The organism is Pseudomonas sp. RG1, assembly GCF_025910115.1.
In the GTDB taxonomy this organism is placed as follows: domain Bacteria; phylum Pseudomonadota; class Gammaproteobacteria; order Pseudomonadales; family Pseudomonadaceae; genus Aquipseudomonas; species Aquipseudomonas atacamensis.
The window spans coordinates 14,504-31,566 of sequence record NZ_JAPCIK010000016.1 but is presented as its reverse complement, the minus strand read 5'-3'; the positions used below and the strand labels follow the sequence as shown (position 1 = coordinate 31,566).

Annotated in this window: 12 protein-coding genes; 8 read left to right on the top strand and 4 right to left on the bottom strand. The window is 59.1% G+C overall.

Annotation, left to right across the window (positions count from 1 at the left end):
- Positions 1-36: 36 nt before the first annotated feature.
- Positions 37-750: a phosphonate utilization transcriptional regulator PhnR gene (phnR, locus tag OK411_RS09625; protein WP_264364786.1), complete on the bottom strand. Its 714-nt coding sequence runs from the start codon at positions 748-750 to the stop codon at positions 37-39.
- Positions 751-1,101: 351 nt separating this feature from the next.
- Between phnR and OK411_RS09620 the strand changes: the two genes are divergently transcribed.
- The 6 genes from OK411_RS09620 (at position 1,102) to OK411_RS09595 (ending at position 6,532) form a co-directional block, all read left to right on the top strand.
- Complete coding sequence (locus OK411_RS09620) at positions 1,102-2,169, top strand: ABC transporter substrate-binding protein (protein WP_042608517.1); 1,068 nt, start codon at positions 1,102-1,104, stop codon at positions 2,167-2,169.
- Positions 2,170-2,345: 176 nt separating this feature from the next.
- Positions 2,346-3,152, top strand: a complete 807-nt coding sequence (locus OK411_RS09615; RefSeq protein ID WP_264364785.1) for an alkaline phosphatase family protein — start codon at positions 2,346-2,348, stop codon at positions 3,150-3,152.
- Positions 3,153-3,157: 5 nt separating this feature from the next.
- Positions 3,158-3,994 (top strand): ABC transporter permease, encoded by an 837-nt coding sequence (locus OK411_RS09610; RefSeq protein ID WP_161984092.1) that lies wholly within the window; start codon positions 3,158-3,160, stop codon positions 3,992-3,994.
- Positions 3,981-4,781: an ABC transporter permease gene (locus OK411_RS09605; RefSeq protein WP_016773742.1), complete on the top strand. Its 801-nt coding sequence runs from the start codon at positions 3,981-3,983 to the stop codon at positions 4,779-4,781. Before OK411_RS09610 ends, OK411_RS09605 begins: the two co-directional genes overlap by 14 nt.
- Positions 4,778-5,767 (top strand): ABC transporter ATP-binding protein, encoded by a 990-nt coding sequence (locus OK411_RS09600; RefSeq protein ID WP_130888606.1) that lies wholly within the window; start codon positions 4,778-4,780, stop codon positions 5,765-5,767. The genes OK411_RS09605 and OK411_RS09600 overlap by 4 nt, the downstream gene beginning before the upstream one ends.
- Positions 5,768-5,878: 111 nt before the next feature.
- Positions 5,879-6,532, top strand: coding sequence for an HAD family hydrolase (locus OK411_RS09595; protein WP_264364784.1), 654 nt, complete (start codon positions 5,879-5,881; stop codon positions 6,530-6,532).
- Positions 6,533-6,628: 96 nt separating this feature from the next.
- Here OK411_RS09595 and OK411_RS09590 read toward each other — a convergent pair whose 3' ends face one another.
- On the bottom strand, positions 6,629-7,591 hold the full coding sequence (locus OK411_RS09590; protein ID WP_264364783.1) for a zinc-binding dehydrogenase: 963 nt from the start codon (positions 7,589-7,591) through the stop codon (positions 6,629-6,631).
- A gap of 138 nt (positions 7,592-7,729) precedes the next feature.
- On the opposite strand from OK411_RS09590, the gene OK411_RS09585 reads away from it, so the two are divergent.
- Both OK411_RS09585 and OK411_RS09580 read left to right on the top strand, forming a co-directional pair.
- Positions 7,730-9,814, top strand: coding sequence for a carboxy terminal-processing peptidase (locus OK411_RS09585; RefSeq protein ID WP_163018905.1), 2,085 nt, complete (start codon positions 7,730-7,732; stop codon positions 9,812-9,814).
- Between the two features lie 118 nt (positions 9,815-9,932).
- Complete coding sequence (locus OK411_RS09580; RefSeq protein ID WP_264364782.1) at positions 9,933-11,720, top strand: bifunctional diguanylate cyclase/phosphodiesterase; 1,788 nt, start codon at positions 9,933-9,935, stop codon at positions 11,718-11,720.
- 37 nt (positions 11,721-11,757) lie between these two features.
- Here OK411_RS09580 and OK411_RS09575 read toward each other — a convergent pair whose 3' ends face one another.
- Together OK411_RS09575 and OK411_RS09570 are read right to left on the bottom strand one after the other, a co-directional pair.
- Positions 11,758-12,168 (bottom strand): hypothetical protein, encoded by a 411-nt coding sequence (locus tag OK411_RS09575; RefSeq protein WP_309475210.1) that lies wholly within the window; start codon positions 12,166-12,168, stop codon positions 11,758-11,760.
- Between the two features lie 14 nt (positions 12,169-12,182).
- Positions 12,183-16,946, bottom strand: a complete 4,764-nt coding sequence (locus OK411_RS09570) for an RHS repeat protein (protein ID WP_264364781.1) — start codon at positions 16,944-16,946, stop codon at positions 12,183-12,185.
- Positions 16,947-17,063 lie beyond the last annotated feature (117 nt).

Sequence of the window (17,063 nt, the reverse complement as noted above, 5' to 3'; positions counted from 1 at the left end):
AGAGGGGGTGACTGTGGGAGCGCAGCGACCAGAAGATCAAACCACATCAACCCCTACGTGAATCGCATCATGCCGCCAAAACTCCAGATCACAATCGATCAACCGCCCATGCTGATCATAATTGACCCGAGCAATCCTCAGTCCCGGACTACCCACCGACACCCGTAGAGCCGCCGCCGCATCGACAGATAAAGACGTAGGCACGATCTCAAACCGCACCCGCCCATAGTGCAAATCGAAATGCCGCGCATACAACTCGGTGATCGACTGATTCAAATCGAAATCAAGAATCCCCGGAAAAAACTGCGGATTCAGATAGTGCTCCACATACAACACCAGTCGCCCATCAATGCGCCGCGAGCGGCAAATCTGAATCACGCTCGACAACGCCGGCAACTGCAACCACGCACACACCGCCGCCGAAGCCGGTTGCAACCGCGCCGAAATCACCTCGGTCGAAGGTTCGCGCCCCTGCGCACTGACCATGGCGTGAAAGTGACTGCGCTGCATCAGGTTGTACGCCAGACGCGGCGGCGACACGAACCAGCCGCGCCGCTCCTCACGGTAAATCTGCCCCTGCGCCTCAAGCTGCAACAGCGCTTCACGCACAGTGATCCGCGTCGTCCCGAACAACTCGCTCAGCTTGCGTTCAGCGGGCAACTTGCTCCCGGCCGCCAGCAAACCGTGACCGATCTGCTCCTGCAGCACCTGGCCAATCGCTGTCACCGCTTTCGTTGCCTCATCGCGCATCAACGTTACCTATCTGGACTAGACCAGCACTGTTTCGGGGCAGATCCGAACGCCGATCAAAGCGCCTTCGTATGTTGCAAGCCTAGGCAGTGCAGATGACCGCCAGATGACAAAACTACCGAACGGTCGCTTTCACGGCTTGCAATACATCGGCCAAGTTCCCTGCTCCACGGGCTTTTGAGCATGGTCTACGCTGATCTGGCACCTTCCTGATAATGGCTGATGGAAGATCAGCCACGAGGCCATCGACATCAAAATGTCATCCAGCCGGCCTAAATTGGCTCAGGTATTGCTGACCTAGACCAACACCAACCGCAATCGCAGCGTTGAACACGACCAAGGAGCTTCGGAATGAAACAGCTTTTCCTGGCAACACTGTTAGGCTCGACCATCGCTATGTGCACCGCCGCCATGGCGGCCGACACCGATCTGAAAACCCTCGAAGCCGCTGCGAAGGCGGAAGGCGCCGTGAACAGCGTCGGCATGCCCGATGACTGGGCCAACTGGAAAGGCACCTGGGAAGATCTGGCCAAGAAATACGGCCTGAAACACATCGACACCGACATGAGCTCGGCCCAGGAAATCGCCAAGTTCGCTGCTGAAAAAGACAACGCCACCGCTGATATCGGCGACGTCGGTGCCGCCTTCGGCCCGATCGCGGTCAAGCAAGGCGTGGTGCAACCCTACAAGCCAAGCACCTGGGATCAAGTTCCGGACTGGGCCAAGGACAAGGACGGCAACTGGGCACTGGCATACACCGGCACCATCGCCTTCATCGTCAACAAGAAGCTGCTGCACGGCTCCGACGTACCGACCAAATGGGCTGACCTGAAAACCGGTAAATACAAAGTCTCCATCGGCGATGTAAGCACCGCCGCCCAGGCCGCCAACGGTGTCCTCGCTGCGGCACTGGCCAATGGCGGTGACGAGAAAAACATCAAGCCTGCCCTGCTGCTGTTCGCCGACCTTGCCAAACAGGGTCGTCTGTCGATGGCCAACCCGACCATCGCCACCATGGAAAAAGGCGAGATCGAAGTCGGCGTGGTATGGGACTTCAATGGTCTGAGCTACAAGGCCAAGATGGCCAACCCGGATGATTACGTAGTGCTGATTCCATCCGACGGCTCGGTGATTTCCGGCTACACCACGATCATCAACAAGTACGCGAAAAACCCCAACGCCGCCAAGCTGACCCGCGAATACATCTTCAGCGACGCCGGCCAGACCAACCTCGCCCGCGGCAACGCCCGGCCGATCCGCGCCGAACACCTGCAACTGCCGGAAGACGTGAAAGCCAAACTGCTGCCAAACGAGCAGTACAAGAAGGTCACGCCGGTCAAGGACGCCGACGCGTGGGAAAAGACCTCCAAAGCCCTGCCACAGCAGTGGAACGAAGAAGTCATCGTAGAAATGAAGTGATGGCTTGACCCATTGCTTGATCCGACAAAGATCCCTGTGGGAGCGAGCTTGCTCGCGAATGCGGTTATTCATTCAACATTGATGTTGGCTGATCTGACGCCTTCGCGAGCAAGCTCGCTCCCACAAGGGATTGAGTTGATTTCGGAATATCTGAATTTCGCGGAGTTCTCGCCCCTATGAAGCACAACGTCATCCTTGTCGTGCTCGACGGCCTCAACTACGAGGTTGCGTGTCACGCCATGGGGCATCTGCAGGCTTATGTTGGCGCAGGACGCGCGGCGCTCTATCAACTGGAGTGCGAACTGCCGGCCCTGTCCCGACCGCTTTACGAATGTATTCTCACCGGCGTGCCGCCGATCGACAGCGGCATCGTCCACAACAATGTCTCGCGCTTGTCCAACCAGCGCAGCATCTATCACTACGCCCGCGATGCCGGGCTGAAAACCGCCGCTGCGGCGTATCACTGGGTCAGCGAGTTGTATAACCGCTCGCCGTTCGTGGCCGCGCGCGACCGCCACACCAACGATCCGACGCTGCCGATCCAGTACGGTCACTTCTACTGGAACGATCATTATCCGGATTCGCACCTGTTCGCCGATGCCGAGAACCTGCGCCTGCGTCACGCGCCGGATTTCCTCCTGATCCACCCGATGAACATCGACGACGCCGGGCACAAGCACGGCCTCGACAGCTCGCAATACCGCAACAGCGCGCGCTCGGCTGACGTCATCCTCGCCGACTATCTGCAGAGCTGGCTCGACGCTGGTTATCAGGTATTGGTAACCGCCGACCACGGCATGAACAACGATCGTTCGCACAACGGCCTGCTGGCGGAAGAACGTCAGGTGCCGCTGTTCGTTCTCGGCAATGCGTTCAGCCTCAACCCTGACGCCACGCCGACGCAGACCGAGCTCTGCGGCACAATTTGCGAACTGCTCAGCGTACCCCACGACAAACCTGTGTGCCGGGAGCTGCTCAAGTGAATGCCATGAATCGCGGCAAATGGCTCGCGGCGCTGTGTCTGGTGCCCTTCGCGCTGTTCTTTATCGTCTTCGAAATCGCCCCGCTGGTCTGGGTGATGATCAACAGCCTGCAATCGGAAGAGTCCGGCTGGGGCCTGGCCAACTTCAGCAAGATCTTCGGTTCGAAGTTCTATCGGCAGGCGATCCAGTACAGCCTGGAGATCAGTTTCTGGTCGAGCGTATTCGGCATCATCATCGCCGTGCTGGGTGCGTATTCACTACGCCGCGTCGATTCGAAGCTGCGCAACTTCGTGAATGCCTTCGCCAACATGACCAGCAATTTTGCCGGCGTGCCGCTGGCGTTCGCCTTCATCATCCTCCTCGGTTTCAACGGCAGCATCACCATCATGCTCAAGCAGTCGGGGATCATTCAGGACTTCAACCTGTATTCGAAAACCGGCCTGATCATCCTCTACACCTACTTCCAGATCCCGCTCGGCGTGTTGCTGCTCTACCCGGCTTTCGACGCCCTGCGTGAAGACTGGCGCGAGTCCGCCGCACTGCTCGGCGCCAACGGCTGGCAGTTCTGGCGGCACATCGGCCTGCCGGTGTTGACGCCGGCGTTGCTTGGCACGTTCGTGATCCTGCTGGCCAACGCCCTCGGCGCCTACGCCACGGTTTATGCGCTGACCACCGGCAACTTCAACGTTCTGCCGATCCGTATTGCGGCGATGGTCTCCGGCGACATTTCCCTTGATCCGAACCTGGCCAGCGCCCTGGCCGTGGTGCTCGTGGCGCTGATGACCATCGTCACCGTCGTGCATCAACTGCTGTTGAAGAGGAGCTACCATGTCTCGCGCTGAATCCGGCCCGGCCGGCCTCTACCACCGCGTCGTGGTCTATCTGCTGTTCGCCATTCTGCTGTTGCCGCTGCTGGGCACGCTGGTCTATTCGATCGCCAGCAGTTGGTCGGCAACGATTCTGCCCAGCGGTTTCACCTTCAAGTGGTACATCCAGCTGTGGAGCGATCCGCGCTTTCTGCATGCATTCGGTCAGTCGCTGATTGTCTGTGTCGGCGCGCTGGTGCTGTCGGTGGTGCTGATCCTGCCGTTGCTGTTCGTCGTGCATTACTACTTCCCGAAACTCGATGCGCTGATGAACATCCTCATCCTGCTGCCCTTCGCGGTACCGCCGGTGGTGTCCTCGGTGGGGCTGTTGCAGCTCTACGGTTCCGGGCCGATGGCGATGGTCGGCACACCGTGGATTCTGATCGGCTGCTACTTCACCGTGGCGCTGCCGTTCATGTACCGCGCGATCACCAACAACCTGCAAGCGATCAACCTGCGCGACCTGATGGACGCCGCGCAACTGCTTGGCGCCAGCACTTTTCAAGCGGCGTTTCTGGTGGTGCTGCCGAATCTGCGCAAAGGCCTGATGGTGGCGCTGCTACTGTCGTTCTCGTTCCTCTTCGGTGAATTCGTGTTCGCCAACATCCTCGTCGGCACCCGCTACGAAACCCTGCAGGTGTACCTGAACAACATGCGCAACAGCAGCGGCCACTTCACCAGTGCGCTGGTCATTTCGTATTTCTTTTTCGTGCTGGTCCTGACCTGGATCGCCAACATCTTGAACAAGGACAAAAGCGAATGAGCTACGTCAGCGTCCAACACCTGCAGAAAAGTTACGCCGGCACCACGGTGTTCAGCGACATCGATTGCGAAATCAACAAAGGCGAGTTCGTCACCCTGCTCGGCCCGTCCGGGTGCGGCAAGTCGACTTTGCTGCGTTGCATCGCCGGGCTGACCCCGGTGGATGGCGGCAAGATTTTGCTCGATGGCGTCGACATCGTGCCGTTGAGCCCACAGAAACGTGGCATCGGTATGGTCTTTCAAAGCTATGCGCTATTCCCCAACATGACCGTCGAACAGAACGTCGCCTTCGGCCTGCGCATGCAAAAGGTCAACGCCGATGACAGCCACAAGCGCGTGGCAGAAGTGTTGAAACTGGTTGAACTGCACGACTTCGCCAGCCGCTATCCGCATCAACTGTCCGGTGGTCAGTGCCAGCGCGTCGCCCTCGCCCGCTCACTGGTAACCCGCCCGCGCTTGTTGCTGCTGGATGAGCCGCTGTCGGCGCTCGACGCACGGATTCGCAAACACCTGCGCGAACAGATTCGTCAGATCCAGCGCGAACTCGGCCTGACCACGATCTTCGTCACCCACGATCAGGAAGAAGCGCTGACCATGTCGGACCGGATTTTCCTGATGAATCAGGGAAAGATCGTCCAGAGCGGCGACGCCGAAACCCTCTACACCGCGCCGGTCGATGTATTCGCCGCCGGCTTCATCGGCAACTACAACCTGCTCGATGCCGATGCCGCCTCGAAGCTGTTGCAACGGCCGGTCAACCACCGCATCGCCATCCGCCCGGAAGCCATCGAACTGAGCCTCGACGGCGAACTCGACGCGCAGATCCGCAGTCACAGCCTGCTCGGCAACGTCATTCGCTATCGCGTCGAAGCGCGCGGCGTGGAACTGGTGGTCGATGTGCTCAACCGCTCCGCCGCCGATCTGCATCCCGACGGACAGCGCCTGGCACTTTCCATCGATCCAACGGCCTTGTGCGAAGTAGCATAAAAGCAGCTGCAAGCTTCGAGCTACCAGCTTCAAGTTGTAGACTGCGGTGCACCTGATTTTAATTCTTGCAGCTATTAGCTCGTAGCTTGCAGCTGTTCTCGGAGAGAACCGATGGCTTTGGCAATTTTTGATCTGGACGAAACGTTGATCCACGGCGACTGCTCCTCGCTATGGAGTGAGCAGATGGTCCGCCTCGGCTGGGTCGATGGCGAGTCGTTCATGCAGCGCGACAAGGAACTGATGGATGCCTACGGCCGCGGACATCTGGCGATGGAAGACTATATGGCCTTCAGTCTCGAACCATTGATTGGCCGTACCCCTGAGGAAATCGAGCACTTGGTTGGCCCGTGGGTGGAAGATTTCATTGAACCGATCATCTTCAGCGACGCGACCAAAACCATCGCCGCCCACCGCAAGGCCGGCGACCGGATTCTGGTGATCTCGGCGTCGGGTATCCATCTGGTCAAGCCGATCGCCGAACGATTAGGTATTGATGAGGTTCTCGCCATCGAACTGGAAGTAGCCCACGGCGCATACAGCGGTAAAACCGTCGGCACCCTGACTTACCGCGAAGGCAAAATCACCCGTTTGCTGGAATGGCTGGACGCCGAAGAAGAAAACCTCGAAGGCGCGAGTTTCTATTCCGACTCACGCAATGATCTGCCGCTGCTGCTGAAAGTGGATTTTCCGCACGTGGTCAATCCGGATCCGGTGCTGCTTGAGCACGCCGAAAAGGCCGGCTGGCCGATCCATCTCTGGAAATAAAAGCAAAAGATCGCAGCCTTCGGCAGCTCCTACTTTTGGAATGCGTGCCTCTGTAGGAGCTGCCGAAGGCTGCGATCTTTTGACCTTGTTTTGCTGTCAGCTCAAACCTTCATTGATTACCAACACCAACTTGCCCGCCACCGTATTGCTCGCCAGTTCGGCAAACGCTGCTTCGGCATCCTTCACCGCAAACGCTTTGGCCAATTGCGGACGCAAGCGGCCCTCGGCAAACAGCGGCCAGACATGCTGGCCCAGGTCACTGATCAGATCGGCCTTGAACTGATCGCCACGACTGCGCAACGTTGAACCGAGCAGTTGCACACGCTTGGCCAACACCTGCGCCAGATCCAGTTTCGCCTCGCGCCCGCCCATCAAACCGATCAGCACCCAACGCCCGTCCAGCGCCATCAGCTTGAGGTTCAATGCTGAATAATTGCCGCCCACCGGATCGAGAATCACGTCGAACGGCCCGAAGTCGCGCAGGCTCTCCAGATCATCGGTGCGCACCACGCCGCCCTGCGCACCCAGCGCTTCACAGTAAGCCAGGCGCTCGGCGGAACCGACGCTGACCCAGCACGGGTTGCCGAAGGCTTTGCACAGCTGAATGGCGGCTGAACCGATTCCACTTGCGCCGGCGTGCAGGAGAATTTTCTCACCGGGCTTCAACGCTGCAAGTTGAAACACATTCAGCCAGACGGTGGCGTACACCTCGGGCAATACCGCCGCCTCGATCAGCGAAACACCTTCGGGCACCGGCAGCACGTGCCGTCCGTCGACGACCACCTCTTCGGCCATGCCGCCCCCGGCCAGCAAGGCGCAAACCCGATCGCCGACCTGCCAGGACGAGCCCGCACCGACTTCGCTGATCACCCCGGAGCACTCAAGACCGAGCACGTGGCTGGCTCCCGGCGGGGGCGGATAAAGGCCTGCTTTCTGTAATAAATCGGCGCGATTGAGGCCGGCTGCCGCCACCCGGATGCGGACTTGTCCTACATCGCAGGTAGGACTCGGCTCTTCAACCCATGCCACTTGACCTTCAACGCCTTGCAATGCCTTCACACTGCCTCCATAGTGAGTCTGGACTGAGCCCGAAGCTGTAGCGCCGGGCTTTTTGCATTATGCGACCGGCTCTCAAAGAACCGGCGACTTCAAAGACGGCCTAATATGCGTTATCAATTGTCCCCGCGTCGAATCAGCATGAAGCATCTGCTCCCCAGCACCGCCCTCGCTCTTTTCATCGGTATCGGCCTGTTGCCGGTGTCGGGCACCACATTCGCAGCCAACAGCTGGGACAAGTTGCAGCCTGATCGCGATGAAGTCATCGCCAGTCTGAACGTCGTCGAGTTGCTCAAGCGTCACCACTACAGCAAGCCGCCGCTCGACGATGCGCGCTCGGTGATCATCTACGACAGTTACATCAAGCTGCTCGACCCGTCGCGCAGCTATTTCATGGCCAGCGATATCGCCGAATTCGACAAGTGGAAGACGCAGTTCGACGACTTCCTCAAAAGCGGCGACCTCAACGCCGGGTTCACCATCTACAAGCGCTATCTGGACCGCGTCAAGGCGCGTCTGGACTTCGCCCTTGCCGAGCTGAACAAAGGCGTCGACAAGATGGACTTCAACACCAAGGAGACCTTGCTGATCGATCGCAAGGACGCGCCTTGGCTCAAGTCCACCGCAGAACTCGACGACCTGTGGCGCAAACGCGTCAAGGACGAAGTGCTGCGCCAGAAGATCGCCGGCAAAGACCCGAAGCAGATCCAGGAAACCCTGACCAAGCGCTACAAGAATCAACTGGCGCGTCTCGATCAGACCCGTGCCGAGGACATCTTCCAGGCGTACATCAACACCTTCGCCATGTCCTACGACCCCCATACCAACTATCTGTCGCCGGATAACGCGGAAAACTTCGACATCAACATGAGCCTGTCCCTCGAGGGCATCGGTGCCGTGTTGCAGAGCGACAACGATCAAGTGAAGGTCGTGCGTCTGGTGCCGGCAGGCCCGGCGGACAAGACCAAGCAGGTCGCTCCCGCCGACAAGATCATCGGCGTTGCCCAGGGCAACAAGGAAATGGTCGACGTGGTCGGCTGGCGTCTGGACGAAGTGGTCAAACTGATTCGCGGTCCGAAAGGCACCGTGGTGCGCCTGGAAGTGATCCCGGCGAGCAATGCGCCGAACGACCAGACCACCAAGATCGTGCCGATCACCCGTGAAGCGGTGAAGCTCGAAGACCAGGCCGTGAAGAAGTCGATTCTCAGCCTGAAACAGGACGGCAAGGACTACAAACTTGGCGTGATCGAGATCCCGGCCTTCTACCTCGACTTCAAGGCGTTCCGTGCCGGCGATCCGGACTACAAGAGCACCACTCGCGACGTCAAGAAGCTGCTGACCGAGCTGCAAAAGGAAAAAGTCGACGGCGTGGTCATCGACCTGCGCAACAACGGCGGCGGCTCCCTTCAGGAAGCCACCGAACTGACCAGCCTGTTTATCGACAAAGGTCCGACCGTGCTGGTGCGTAATGCCGATGGCCGTGTCGACGTCCTCGAGGACGAAAACCCGGGCGCGTTCTACAAAGGCCCGATGGCGCTGCTGGTGAACCGCCTGTCCGCCTCGGCTTCGGAGATCTTCGCCGGCGCCATGCAGGACTACCACCGCGCGCTTATCATCGGTGGTCAGACCTTCGGCAAAGGCACCGTGCAGACCATTCAGCCGCTGAACCATGGCGAACTGAAACTGACCCTGGCCAAGTTCTACCGTGTCTCCGGGCAGAGCACCCAGCATCAGGGCGTGCTGCCGGACATCGACTACCCGTCGCTGATCGACACCAAGGAAATCGGCGAAAGCGCCCTGCCGGAAGCCATGCCGTGGGACACCATCCGCGCGGCGATCAAACCAGCGGCCGATCCGTTCAAGCCGTTCCTCGCCCAGCTGAAGTCCGAACATGACGCGCGCACCAACAAGGATGCCGAGTTCGTGTTCATCCGCGACAAGCTGGCCCTGGCGCAGAAACTGATGGAAGAAAAAACCGTCAGCCTCAACGAAGCCGATCGTCGCGCCCAGCACGCCGACATCGACGCCAAGCAGCTGGCGATGGAGAACATCCGTCGCAAGGCCAAAGGCGAAGAACCGCTCAAAGAGCTGAAGAAAGAAGACGAAGATGCACTGGCCGCTGCCGAGCCGGACAAGGTCAAACCGGAAGACGATGCCTACCTGAGCGAAACCGGGCGCGTGCTGCTGGATTACCTGAAACTGAGCAATCAGGTGGCCAAGAAGTAAGTGATGGCAATTTAGTGCTGACGATCCCCGGATCGTCATCAAACAGTCATCATTCTGTCGTGCAATAAAGGACCGGGAGCAAGCGCTCCCGGTCCTTTTTTTATCGCCAGAGACTGCCATGACCACGACCGAACAGCTGAGCGCGTTGAGCTCGATCCTGACTCAAAGCGGTTTACACAGCCTGTTCCAGCCGATCATCTGTCTTTCCGAACGCCGCATTCTCGGTTACGAAGCCCTCACCCGTGGCCCGTCCAACAGCCCTCTTCACTCGCCGATTGCCCTGTTCGCCGTGGCGCGACAGGCTGGCCGATTGAGCGAACTGGAGATCGCCTGCCGGCAAAGCGCCTGTCGCCGGTTCAATGAGCAGCAACTGCCGGGCAAGCTGTTCCTTAACGTGTCTCCAGAATCCTTGCTCGAAGCCGCGCACCAACCCGGGCGTACGTTGCAACTGCTGCAGGACTTGGGCATTGCGCCGAGCCAAGTGGTCATCGAGCTCACCGAGCAGACGCCAATCGATGACTTTCAGTTGCTGCAAACCGCTCTGCATCATTATCGGGCGATGGGTTTTTCCATTGCGCTGGACGACTTGGGCGCAGGCTATTCGAGCCTGCGCCTGTGGTCGGAATTGCGTCCGGATTACGTGAAGATCGACCGGCACTTCATCGACGGTATTCATCAGGATGCATTGAAAAGAGAGTTTGTCGGTTCGATTCTGCAAATCGCCAAAGCGTCCCGCGCGCAGGTGATTGCCGAGGGCATCGAGTTGCCGGAAGAACTCGCGGTGCTGACTGAAATGGGAGTCGACCTGGTGCAGGGCTACCTGCTCGGCCGCCCTCAGGAACATCCATCCCGGGACGCTCGCGCGATGATGCCCAAACACGACAGCAGCGCCGTCGCGCTGAATGACGAAGGCAGCGACCTCAGCGCCCTGCTCAACGACCAGCCCGCCGTGCAACGCGATACGCCCACCGCGACGGTACTGGAAGCCTTCCGCCGCCAGGCCAATCTCAATTCACTCGCTGTGCTCGACGAACAAGGCCAGCCCTGCGGCATCGTCCATCGCCACTCGCTGTCGGACGCACTGCTCAAACCGTTTGCCACCGATCTGTTCGCGCGCAAACCGATCAGCCGCCTGATGAACGATGACTTCCTCGCCGTGGAAATCAGCCAGTCGCTGCAGCAAGTCAGCCGACTGATCACCAGCCGCGCCCGCCAGCGCATCGAAGAAGACTTCATCATCACCCTCAACGGCAGTTACCTCGGCCTCGGCCGGGTGATCGACGTGCTCAAACTGATCACCGAACTGAAAATCCAGCAGGCGCGCTACGCCAATCCCCTCACCCTGCTACCCGGCAACGTACCGATCCAGCAATGCCTCACGCGCCTGCTGCAACAGGCCCGCGAGTCGATCATCTGCTACGTCGACATCGACAGCTTCAAACCCTTCAACGACATCTACGGCTACGGCCGTGGCGACGAAGTCCTGCTCTGTCTCGCACAATGCCTCAACGAACGCATCGACCCCACCCGCGACTTCGTCGGTCACATCGGCGGCGACGACTTCCTCCTCGTCCTCGGCCCCGAAGACTGGCGCAAACGCCTCAACCAACTGCTCGACGACTTCCAAAGCCAATGCCGCCGGTTCTATCGGCCCGAGCACCTTGAGGCAGGATGTTTTATTGCGCCAAATCGTCAGGGTGTGCGGCAGGAATTTGCATTGTTGTCGTTATCGATTGGGGTGGTGCATCTGCGGCCTGAGGCTTGTGCAGCGCTTGATGCCAGCCAGCTTGCGGAGATGGCTTCGCAGGCTAAGCATCATGCGAAGGGGGTTGTGGGGTTTAGTGTGCACCTGATTGATAGTTTCGCCTTGGGCGATCAAGAACTGCAGTTAGTGGAGCAATGTTAATCTGTTCAAATTTACGAAACGACGAGACAACTCAACGTCACCATTGACTCTGATCCTCAAGGCTCGCCCGAACCAGATCATCCTTCCACGACTCACTCGCGATCTCGAATACATGTTCAAAAAAACCACGAGCATCCATTATTTCCGTCTCATCCCATGCCAGTGTTCTGGGATCTTCATAGTCGCTCTCAAATTCTTTAGAAAAATCAAAATCAGCATCATGCAAATGGCTTTCAAGAAGTTTAAAAATCACAAACCTATGGCGATAGGTTAAATAATCAAAATCGGGAATAATGAAGTCATTAATTATTTTTTTTTGGTCTTCATAACTATTAGGATTGTAAATCCACAACGCCTCACCAAGCGTTTCTTCTCGATCGTAGATCGATATTCCACCCAAAACATGAGAGAGTTTTGGCTCATATGGAAAGTTTGTGAATGGCTGCATCAACATAATTCCACCTATCTCGGAAAGCCAGTAAACGGCCGCTTAACATCTCGTTTATCAAATTTTACTTCCGCCCCATCCAAGCTTTCTACGTAACGAGGATTACTTGGATTTCTTTCATTGGGCTTGTACCCACGACCCGCTCTTGGCAGTTTCATCCTAACAATAGGGTTTCCGTCTGCATCATATCCTGTCGGCTCAGGTATTTTTTTATGCATTCTGGATAAAGCGAAATGCAACGCTCTAAATTGCATCATCCAACTACTGAATTGCGAACTCGGGCCCACTGGGCCTCTAACGCCTTTTTTTGTTGGATGTGAGCCGTCTATTGATCTTTGCTTTAAAGCTGAATCATCGATCTCTGGGCCATGTTTTTCTACTGAGTGCATTCTGTATTGTCTGTTCCAAGCTAATACCCGGCGCTTAGCTTCAGCTTCATTTTGCGGTCCATCTTTGCCAACATCCGGAACGGTCGGTAACCCTTGATTTACATTCGGCCTGTTAGCTAGAGTCGGTGCTTGGCACCTCTCGGGCCTATTAGTTTTCGGCGGCGGACAGTTGGACGTCAACCCCAACGGATCCACCCACCCCGTCGGATTCGGCACGTACTGGTACTGATTCAACCCGCCCGCGAGCTTCACCGGGTCCGGGGTCAGATACCGCCCTAGCCTCGGGTCGTAATACCGATGCCGGTTGTAATGCAGCCCACTTTCAACATCGAAATACTGCCCCTGAAAACGCAGCGGTTGATCCAGATAATCTTCGCCGGCCAAGGTCACAGCGGCGACTTTGCCGTAGGCGTCGTATTGCGCGGACCAGACGATTTCGCCGCTGTAGTCGGTGAGTTCCTGCGGGGTGCCGAGGTGGTCGAGTTGGTAGTAGAAGGGGCAGGCCTTTTTCGGGCCTTTGCCGTCGAGCATCGCGAGTGGGCGGAAGGTGCCGGGTTCGTAAAGGAAGCTGCGGTATTGCGTGGCGCTGCTTTCGGCGACGAGGTGTTCGCCTTGCCAGAAGAATTCGGTGACGGCGCCGTCGACGGTTTTGCGGATGCGCCGGCCGAAGGCGTCGTAGTGATAAGTGGCGGTCTGGCCGTCCGGGCGGGTCAGGCCGATCAGGCGGTGCTGGCAGTCGTAGCGGTATTCAGTGACCAGGGTCTGGCCGTGGCCTCGGCGTTCGCGGATCAGGTTGCCGAAGGCGTCGTAGTCGTAATGGCGGTCGCCCTGCATCAGCAGGCGATTGCCTTTGATCTGCGCGGGACCGGGGCGGTCCTGCATCAGCAGGTTGCCGGCCGGGTCGTGGGCGAAGGATTCGGGCAGTTCGTCGCGTGAGTGACGTACGCGGATCAACCGGTCGAGGGCGTCGTAGCCATAAGTACGCTGGCCGTGGCGGCTGTCGGCGATGTGCTCGAGATTGCCGTTGGCGCTGTAGGCATAATCGCGGCGGTACAGCGAGGCGTGGCGATGGCCTACGGCGTGGGCGAGCAAGCGGCCCTGATCGTCGTAGGAATATTCACTGAGCAGCAAACCTTGCTGGCGTTGCTGTTCACGACCGCAGTGGTAGACGTGGCGCGTGAGCGGCGTGCCGTTGAGGTCGATGGCCGACAGCGCACCGCCCTTGGCGTAGTGATAATCGAGCTTGCTGTTGTCCGGCAGGCGCAGGCGCTTGAGCTGGCTGCAGGCGTCATAGGCGTAGCGCAAGGTGCCCCAGCCCTGATGCTCGTTGATCAGCCGGTCCTGACGGTCATACTCGAAGGCCAGCGGATGGTTCTGACCGTCATCGACACCGATCAACCGACCGAGGCGGTCGTAGTCGTAGCGAACTTTGATCCCATCGGGCAGGGTTTTGGCCAGCAAACGCCCGGCCTTATCGCGCTCGTAGCGGGTGACCAGACTGGGGCCGAAATCACCAAACTCGGTCTTTTCCAGCAAATGACCATTGAGGTCGTAGGCATAGGCAGTCCGGCGCCCATCAAACCCGATTTCCTGTCGGATCAATCCGGTCGGCGTGTAATCCAGTCGGTACTTTTCGCCCGATTCGTTTTCAATCTCGGTCAGCAACAGCCGCGCATGGTCATAGCGATACTGCACGCGGGTGCCGTCGGGGTTGATCCGCCGCGAGACCAGGTGCAGGTCATCGTCATATTCATAGCGGGTGATACGACCGAGCTCGTCACGTTCTGCGGTGATCTGGCCGTAGGCGCCGTAGCTGTAGGCGTGCGTGCTGCCCGTAGGAGAAGTCGTCAGGATCAGTCGGCCGGCGGCGTCCCACTCCTGACGGCTGACGACACCAAATTCGTCCTGGGTGGTAATCCGCCGGCCCAGCGCATCGTAGGAAAAGCGGCGCACGCCGCCATCGGGCAGGGTTTCTTCGATGAGCTGACCCAGCTCGTTCCACACCCAGCGATGGCGGCTGCTGTCCGGATAACGCAGCGACAGCAATTGCCCGCGCAAGTTGTAGTAGTAATGGGTGACCTGGCCGTCGGGATCGACCGCTTCGGTGACGGCGCCTTCGGCGTTGCGCCGGTAAATCCACACCGCATCACCACGGCAACGCTTGTAGAGAAAACCGTTGCGGTACTCGTAGGACGTTGGTGCATCGTCCGGCGGAATCAGCGCGATCAGCCGTCCGACTTCGTCGTAGCGGTATTCGGTAACCGCGCCCAACGCATCCTGCTCGGCGATCAAGCGCCCCTGCTGGTCATAGGCCTTGAGCTGCTCGCCGCCATCGGCCGCAACCTGGCGCACCAGCCGCGCGCGCTCGTCGTGGACGTAGACTTCTTCGGTACCGTCGACGTAATGCACGGTCACGCTGGCGTCGTCATCGTTCCAGACGTAACGGGTGTTCATCTGCGAGAACGACGCCCAGTGGCGCACGCAGCGCGCCGCTTTGCCCTCGCGCTGCCACTCCCAGAAGAAGCTCGCGCCGCCGGTCAACTGGCGCTGGAGGATGACGTGGTGGTCGTCGTAGTCGTAGCGCTCGCTGTCGCCGACCGCGTTGGTCGCAACCAGCAGGCGTTGCCGGGCATCGAAGCTGTAGGTGGCGAGGTTTTGCTCGGTGATCCACTCGCCCTGAACGAACACCTGATACTCGACCGCCACCAGTTGCGCGCGGTCATAACGCAACAGCAATGAGCGGCCGGCGCCGTTGTCCAGACGCTGTATGCGATCGGAGCGATCGCGTTGCAGGGTGAGACGATTGCCGTAGACATCGCTGATTGCGGTCAGTCGTCCGGCGCGAAAGTGATAGAACCGCGCGCTGTCGCCGGCCAGAGCCAGAATCAGTTCTTCGGGTTCCTCGCCGAGAAAGATCGCCGCCCGCGACAGGCTGTTGTGGATCGCCGGGCGCGCGACGTTGGGCAGGGGAAAACGAGTGCGGCGGTTTTCGTGGTCGATCCAGATCACGCCATCGCCGTCGAAGGCCAGCCGATGCGCGAGCGTATGGCTCCAGCCGAAACCCAGGCCGATGTCGATCTCGACCGCGCTGCTGCGGTACAAGCGGGTGAACTCGAAGGGCAGCACGCCATCGAGCACCGCGTCGGTCAGGGTCAGCAGTTCTTCGCCGGTGACCATCGACACCGGGCAGCCGTTTTTGCAGGTATTGGGGACGCAGTCGGCGGCATCGCCGTTGGGGTTTTTCGCCTGGTCGGGCGCGTCGTCGTGTGGCTCGTCCTTCTTCAACATGGCGTTGCGCTTGGCATCCCAGCGCAATTGCATCCGGCCCTTTTTCACCCCGGCGGCGATGCCCCGCGCGGCAACGGCTTTGTAGCGGTCGACGTATTCAATAAAGGCGTTGACGATGCTGAACAGCGCCTTGACCAGACGCTTGGCGACGTTGAACAGCTGCGTTGCGCGGTCAGCCAGACGCAGCGTCAGATAAGCGATCCCCGCCCCCGCTCCGACAAACGTCAGCACCACGCTGATCAAGACATCGATGATCAGTTGCACGATCATCATCGACGCCACTTCAGCAGACTTGCCGGCAACCTCGCTGGGCGGCAGCATGTCCAGCCACAGACTCGCCGACCGTAGCAGCAAGCACATCGCCGCTTCGTCACTGACCAGCAACTGCAGCTTTTCCATGAGATCCGGAGCGGTCTGTGCCAGCTCGATCAGATCAGCCGCGCCGCTGCCTAGACGCTCGGCAAACTTGCCGGGGTCCTGGAGGATTTCCGAGAGCAGACCGAGGCTGTCCCATACCCCCTCGATGGCCGCCCAACTGCCGGCGAGCATGCCGTTGCTGGCTGCGGTCGCCACCGAGTATGACCACTGCGGCTTGAAACCTTGCCACTCGCTACGCAGCCAGCGCTCAAGTTCGCCGGTCAAACCGTCGTAGGATTTGAACAGCTCGTCGACTTGACTGGAGGTGACAGCGCTGTGGACCAGAACGCGGTAGAACTTGCCCTCGTCGCCTCTGAACTCGCCCTTGCCCTGCTGATCAAGGGTGACCGGCGCGGTTTTGCCGCTATCCACGTCGACCACATCGACGGAAATGTTGCCCAGCGGGATGTCGTAGACCGATTCGAACTTGCTCTCGATTTGCATCAGCCCGCCGTGCGGGCACTGGACGACGCTGGAGGAAAATTCGTCGTCGCTGCTGCTGACCGCCGTACTGCTATCGCCGAAGCGGATGATCCGCTCCATACCCACCAGCGATGGCAGGTCTGCTGCCTCGCTGATCTGGTCTGCCCTGCGACTGAGCCAGTGATCAAGCTGTTTGCGGTAGAGGCTGAGCGTTTGCGGAAAGCTGTCGAGTTCCTGCTCGATGCGCGCGATGGCTTCCATCAACACACGCGAGCAAACAAGGTGGACTGAAAAACGGGCTGAAGCATGAGCGGTCCCTCGCGCAAGAAATTAGTCGCGGGAACTGTGCGGGGGATCAAAGAGGAAAGAAGTCAGGCG

Coding starts and splice junctions, on each gene's coding strand:
- OK411_RS09620 (WP_042608517.1), top strand. CDS start 1,102: ATGAAACAGCTTTTCCTGGCAACACTGTTAGGCTCGACCATCGCTATG.
- OK411_RS09570 (WP_264364781.1), bottom strand. CDS start 16,946: ATGGAAGCCATCGCGCGCATCGAGCAGGAACTCGACAGCTTTCCGCAA.
- OK411_RS09610 (WP_161984092.1), top strand. CDS start 3,158: ATGAATCGCGGCAAATGGCTCGCGGCGCTGTGTCTGGTGCCCTTCGCG.
- OK411_RS09605 (WP_016773742.1), top strand. CDS start 3,981: ATGTCTCGCGCTGAATCCGGCCCGGCCGGCCTCTACCACCGCGTCGTG.
- OK411_RS09595 (WP_264364784.1), top strand. CDS start 5,879: ATGGCTTTGGCAATTTTTGATCTGGACGAAACGTTGATCCACGGCGAC.
- OK411_RS09575 (WP_309475210.1), bottom strand. CDS start 12,168: ATGCAGCCATTCACAAACTTTCCATATGAGCCAAAACTCTCTCATGTT.
- OK411_RS09585 (WP_163018905.1), top strand. CDS start 7,730: ATGAAGCATCTGCTCCCCAGCACCGCCCTCGCTCTTTTCATCGGTATC.
- OK411_RS09580 (WP_264364782.1), top strand. CDS start 9,933: ATGACCACGACCGAACAGCTGAGCGCGTTGAGCTCGATCCTGACTCAA.
- OK411_RS09600 (WP_130888606.1), top strand. CDS start 4,778: ATGAGCTACGTCAGCGTCCAACACCTGCAGAAAAGTTACGCCGGCACC.
- OK411_RS09615 (WP_264364785.1), top strand. CDS start 2,346: ATGAAGCACAACGTCATCCTTGTCGTGCTCGACGGCCTCAACTACGAG.
- phnR (WP_264364786.1), bottom strand. CDS start 750: ATGCGCGATGAGGCAACGAAAGCGGTGACAGCGATTGGCCAGGTGCTG.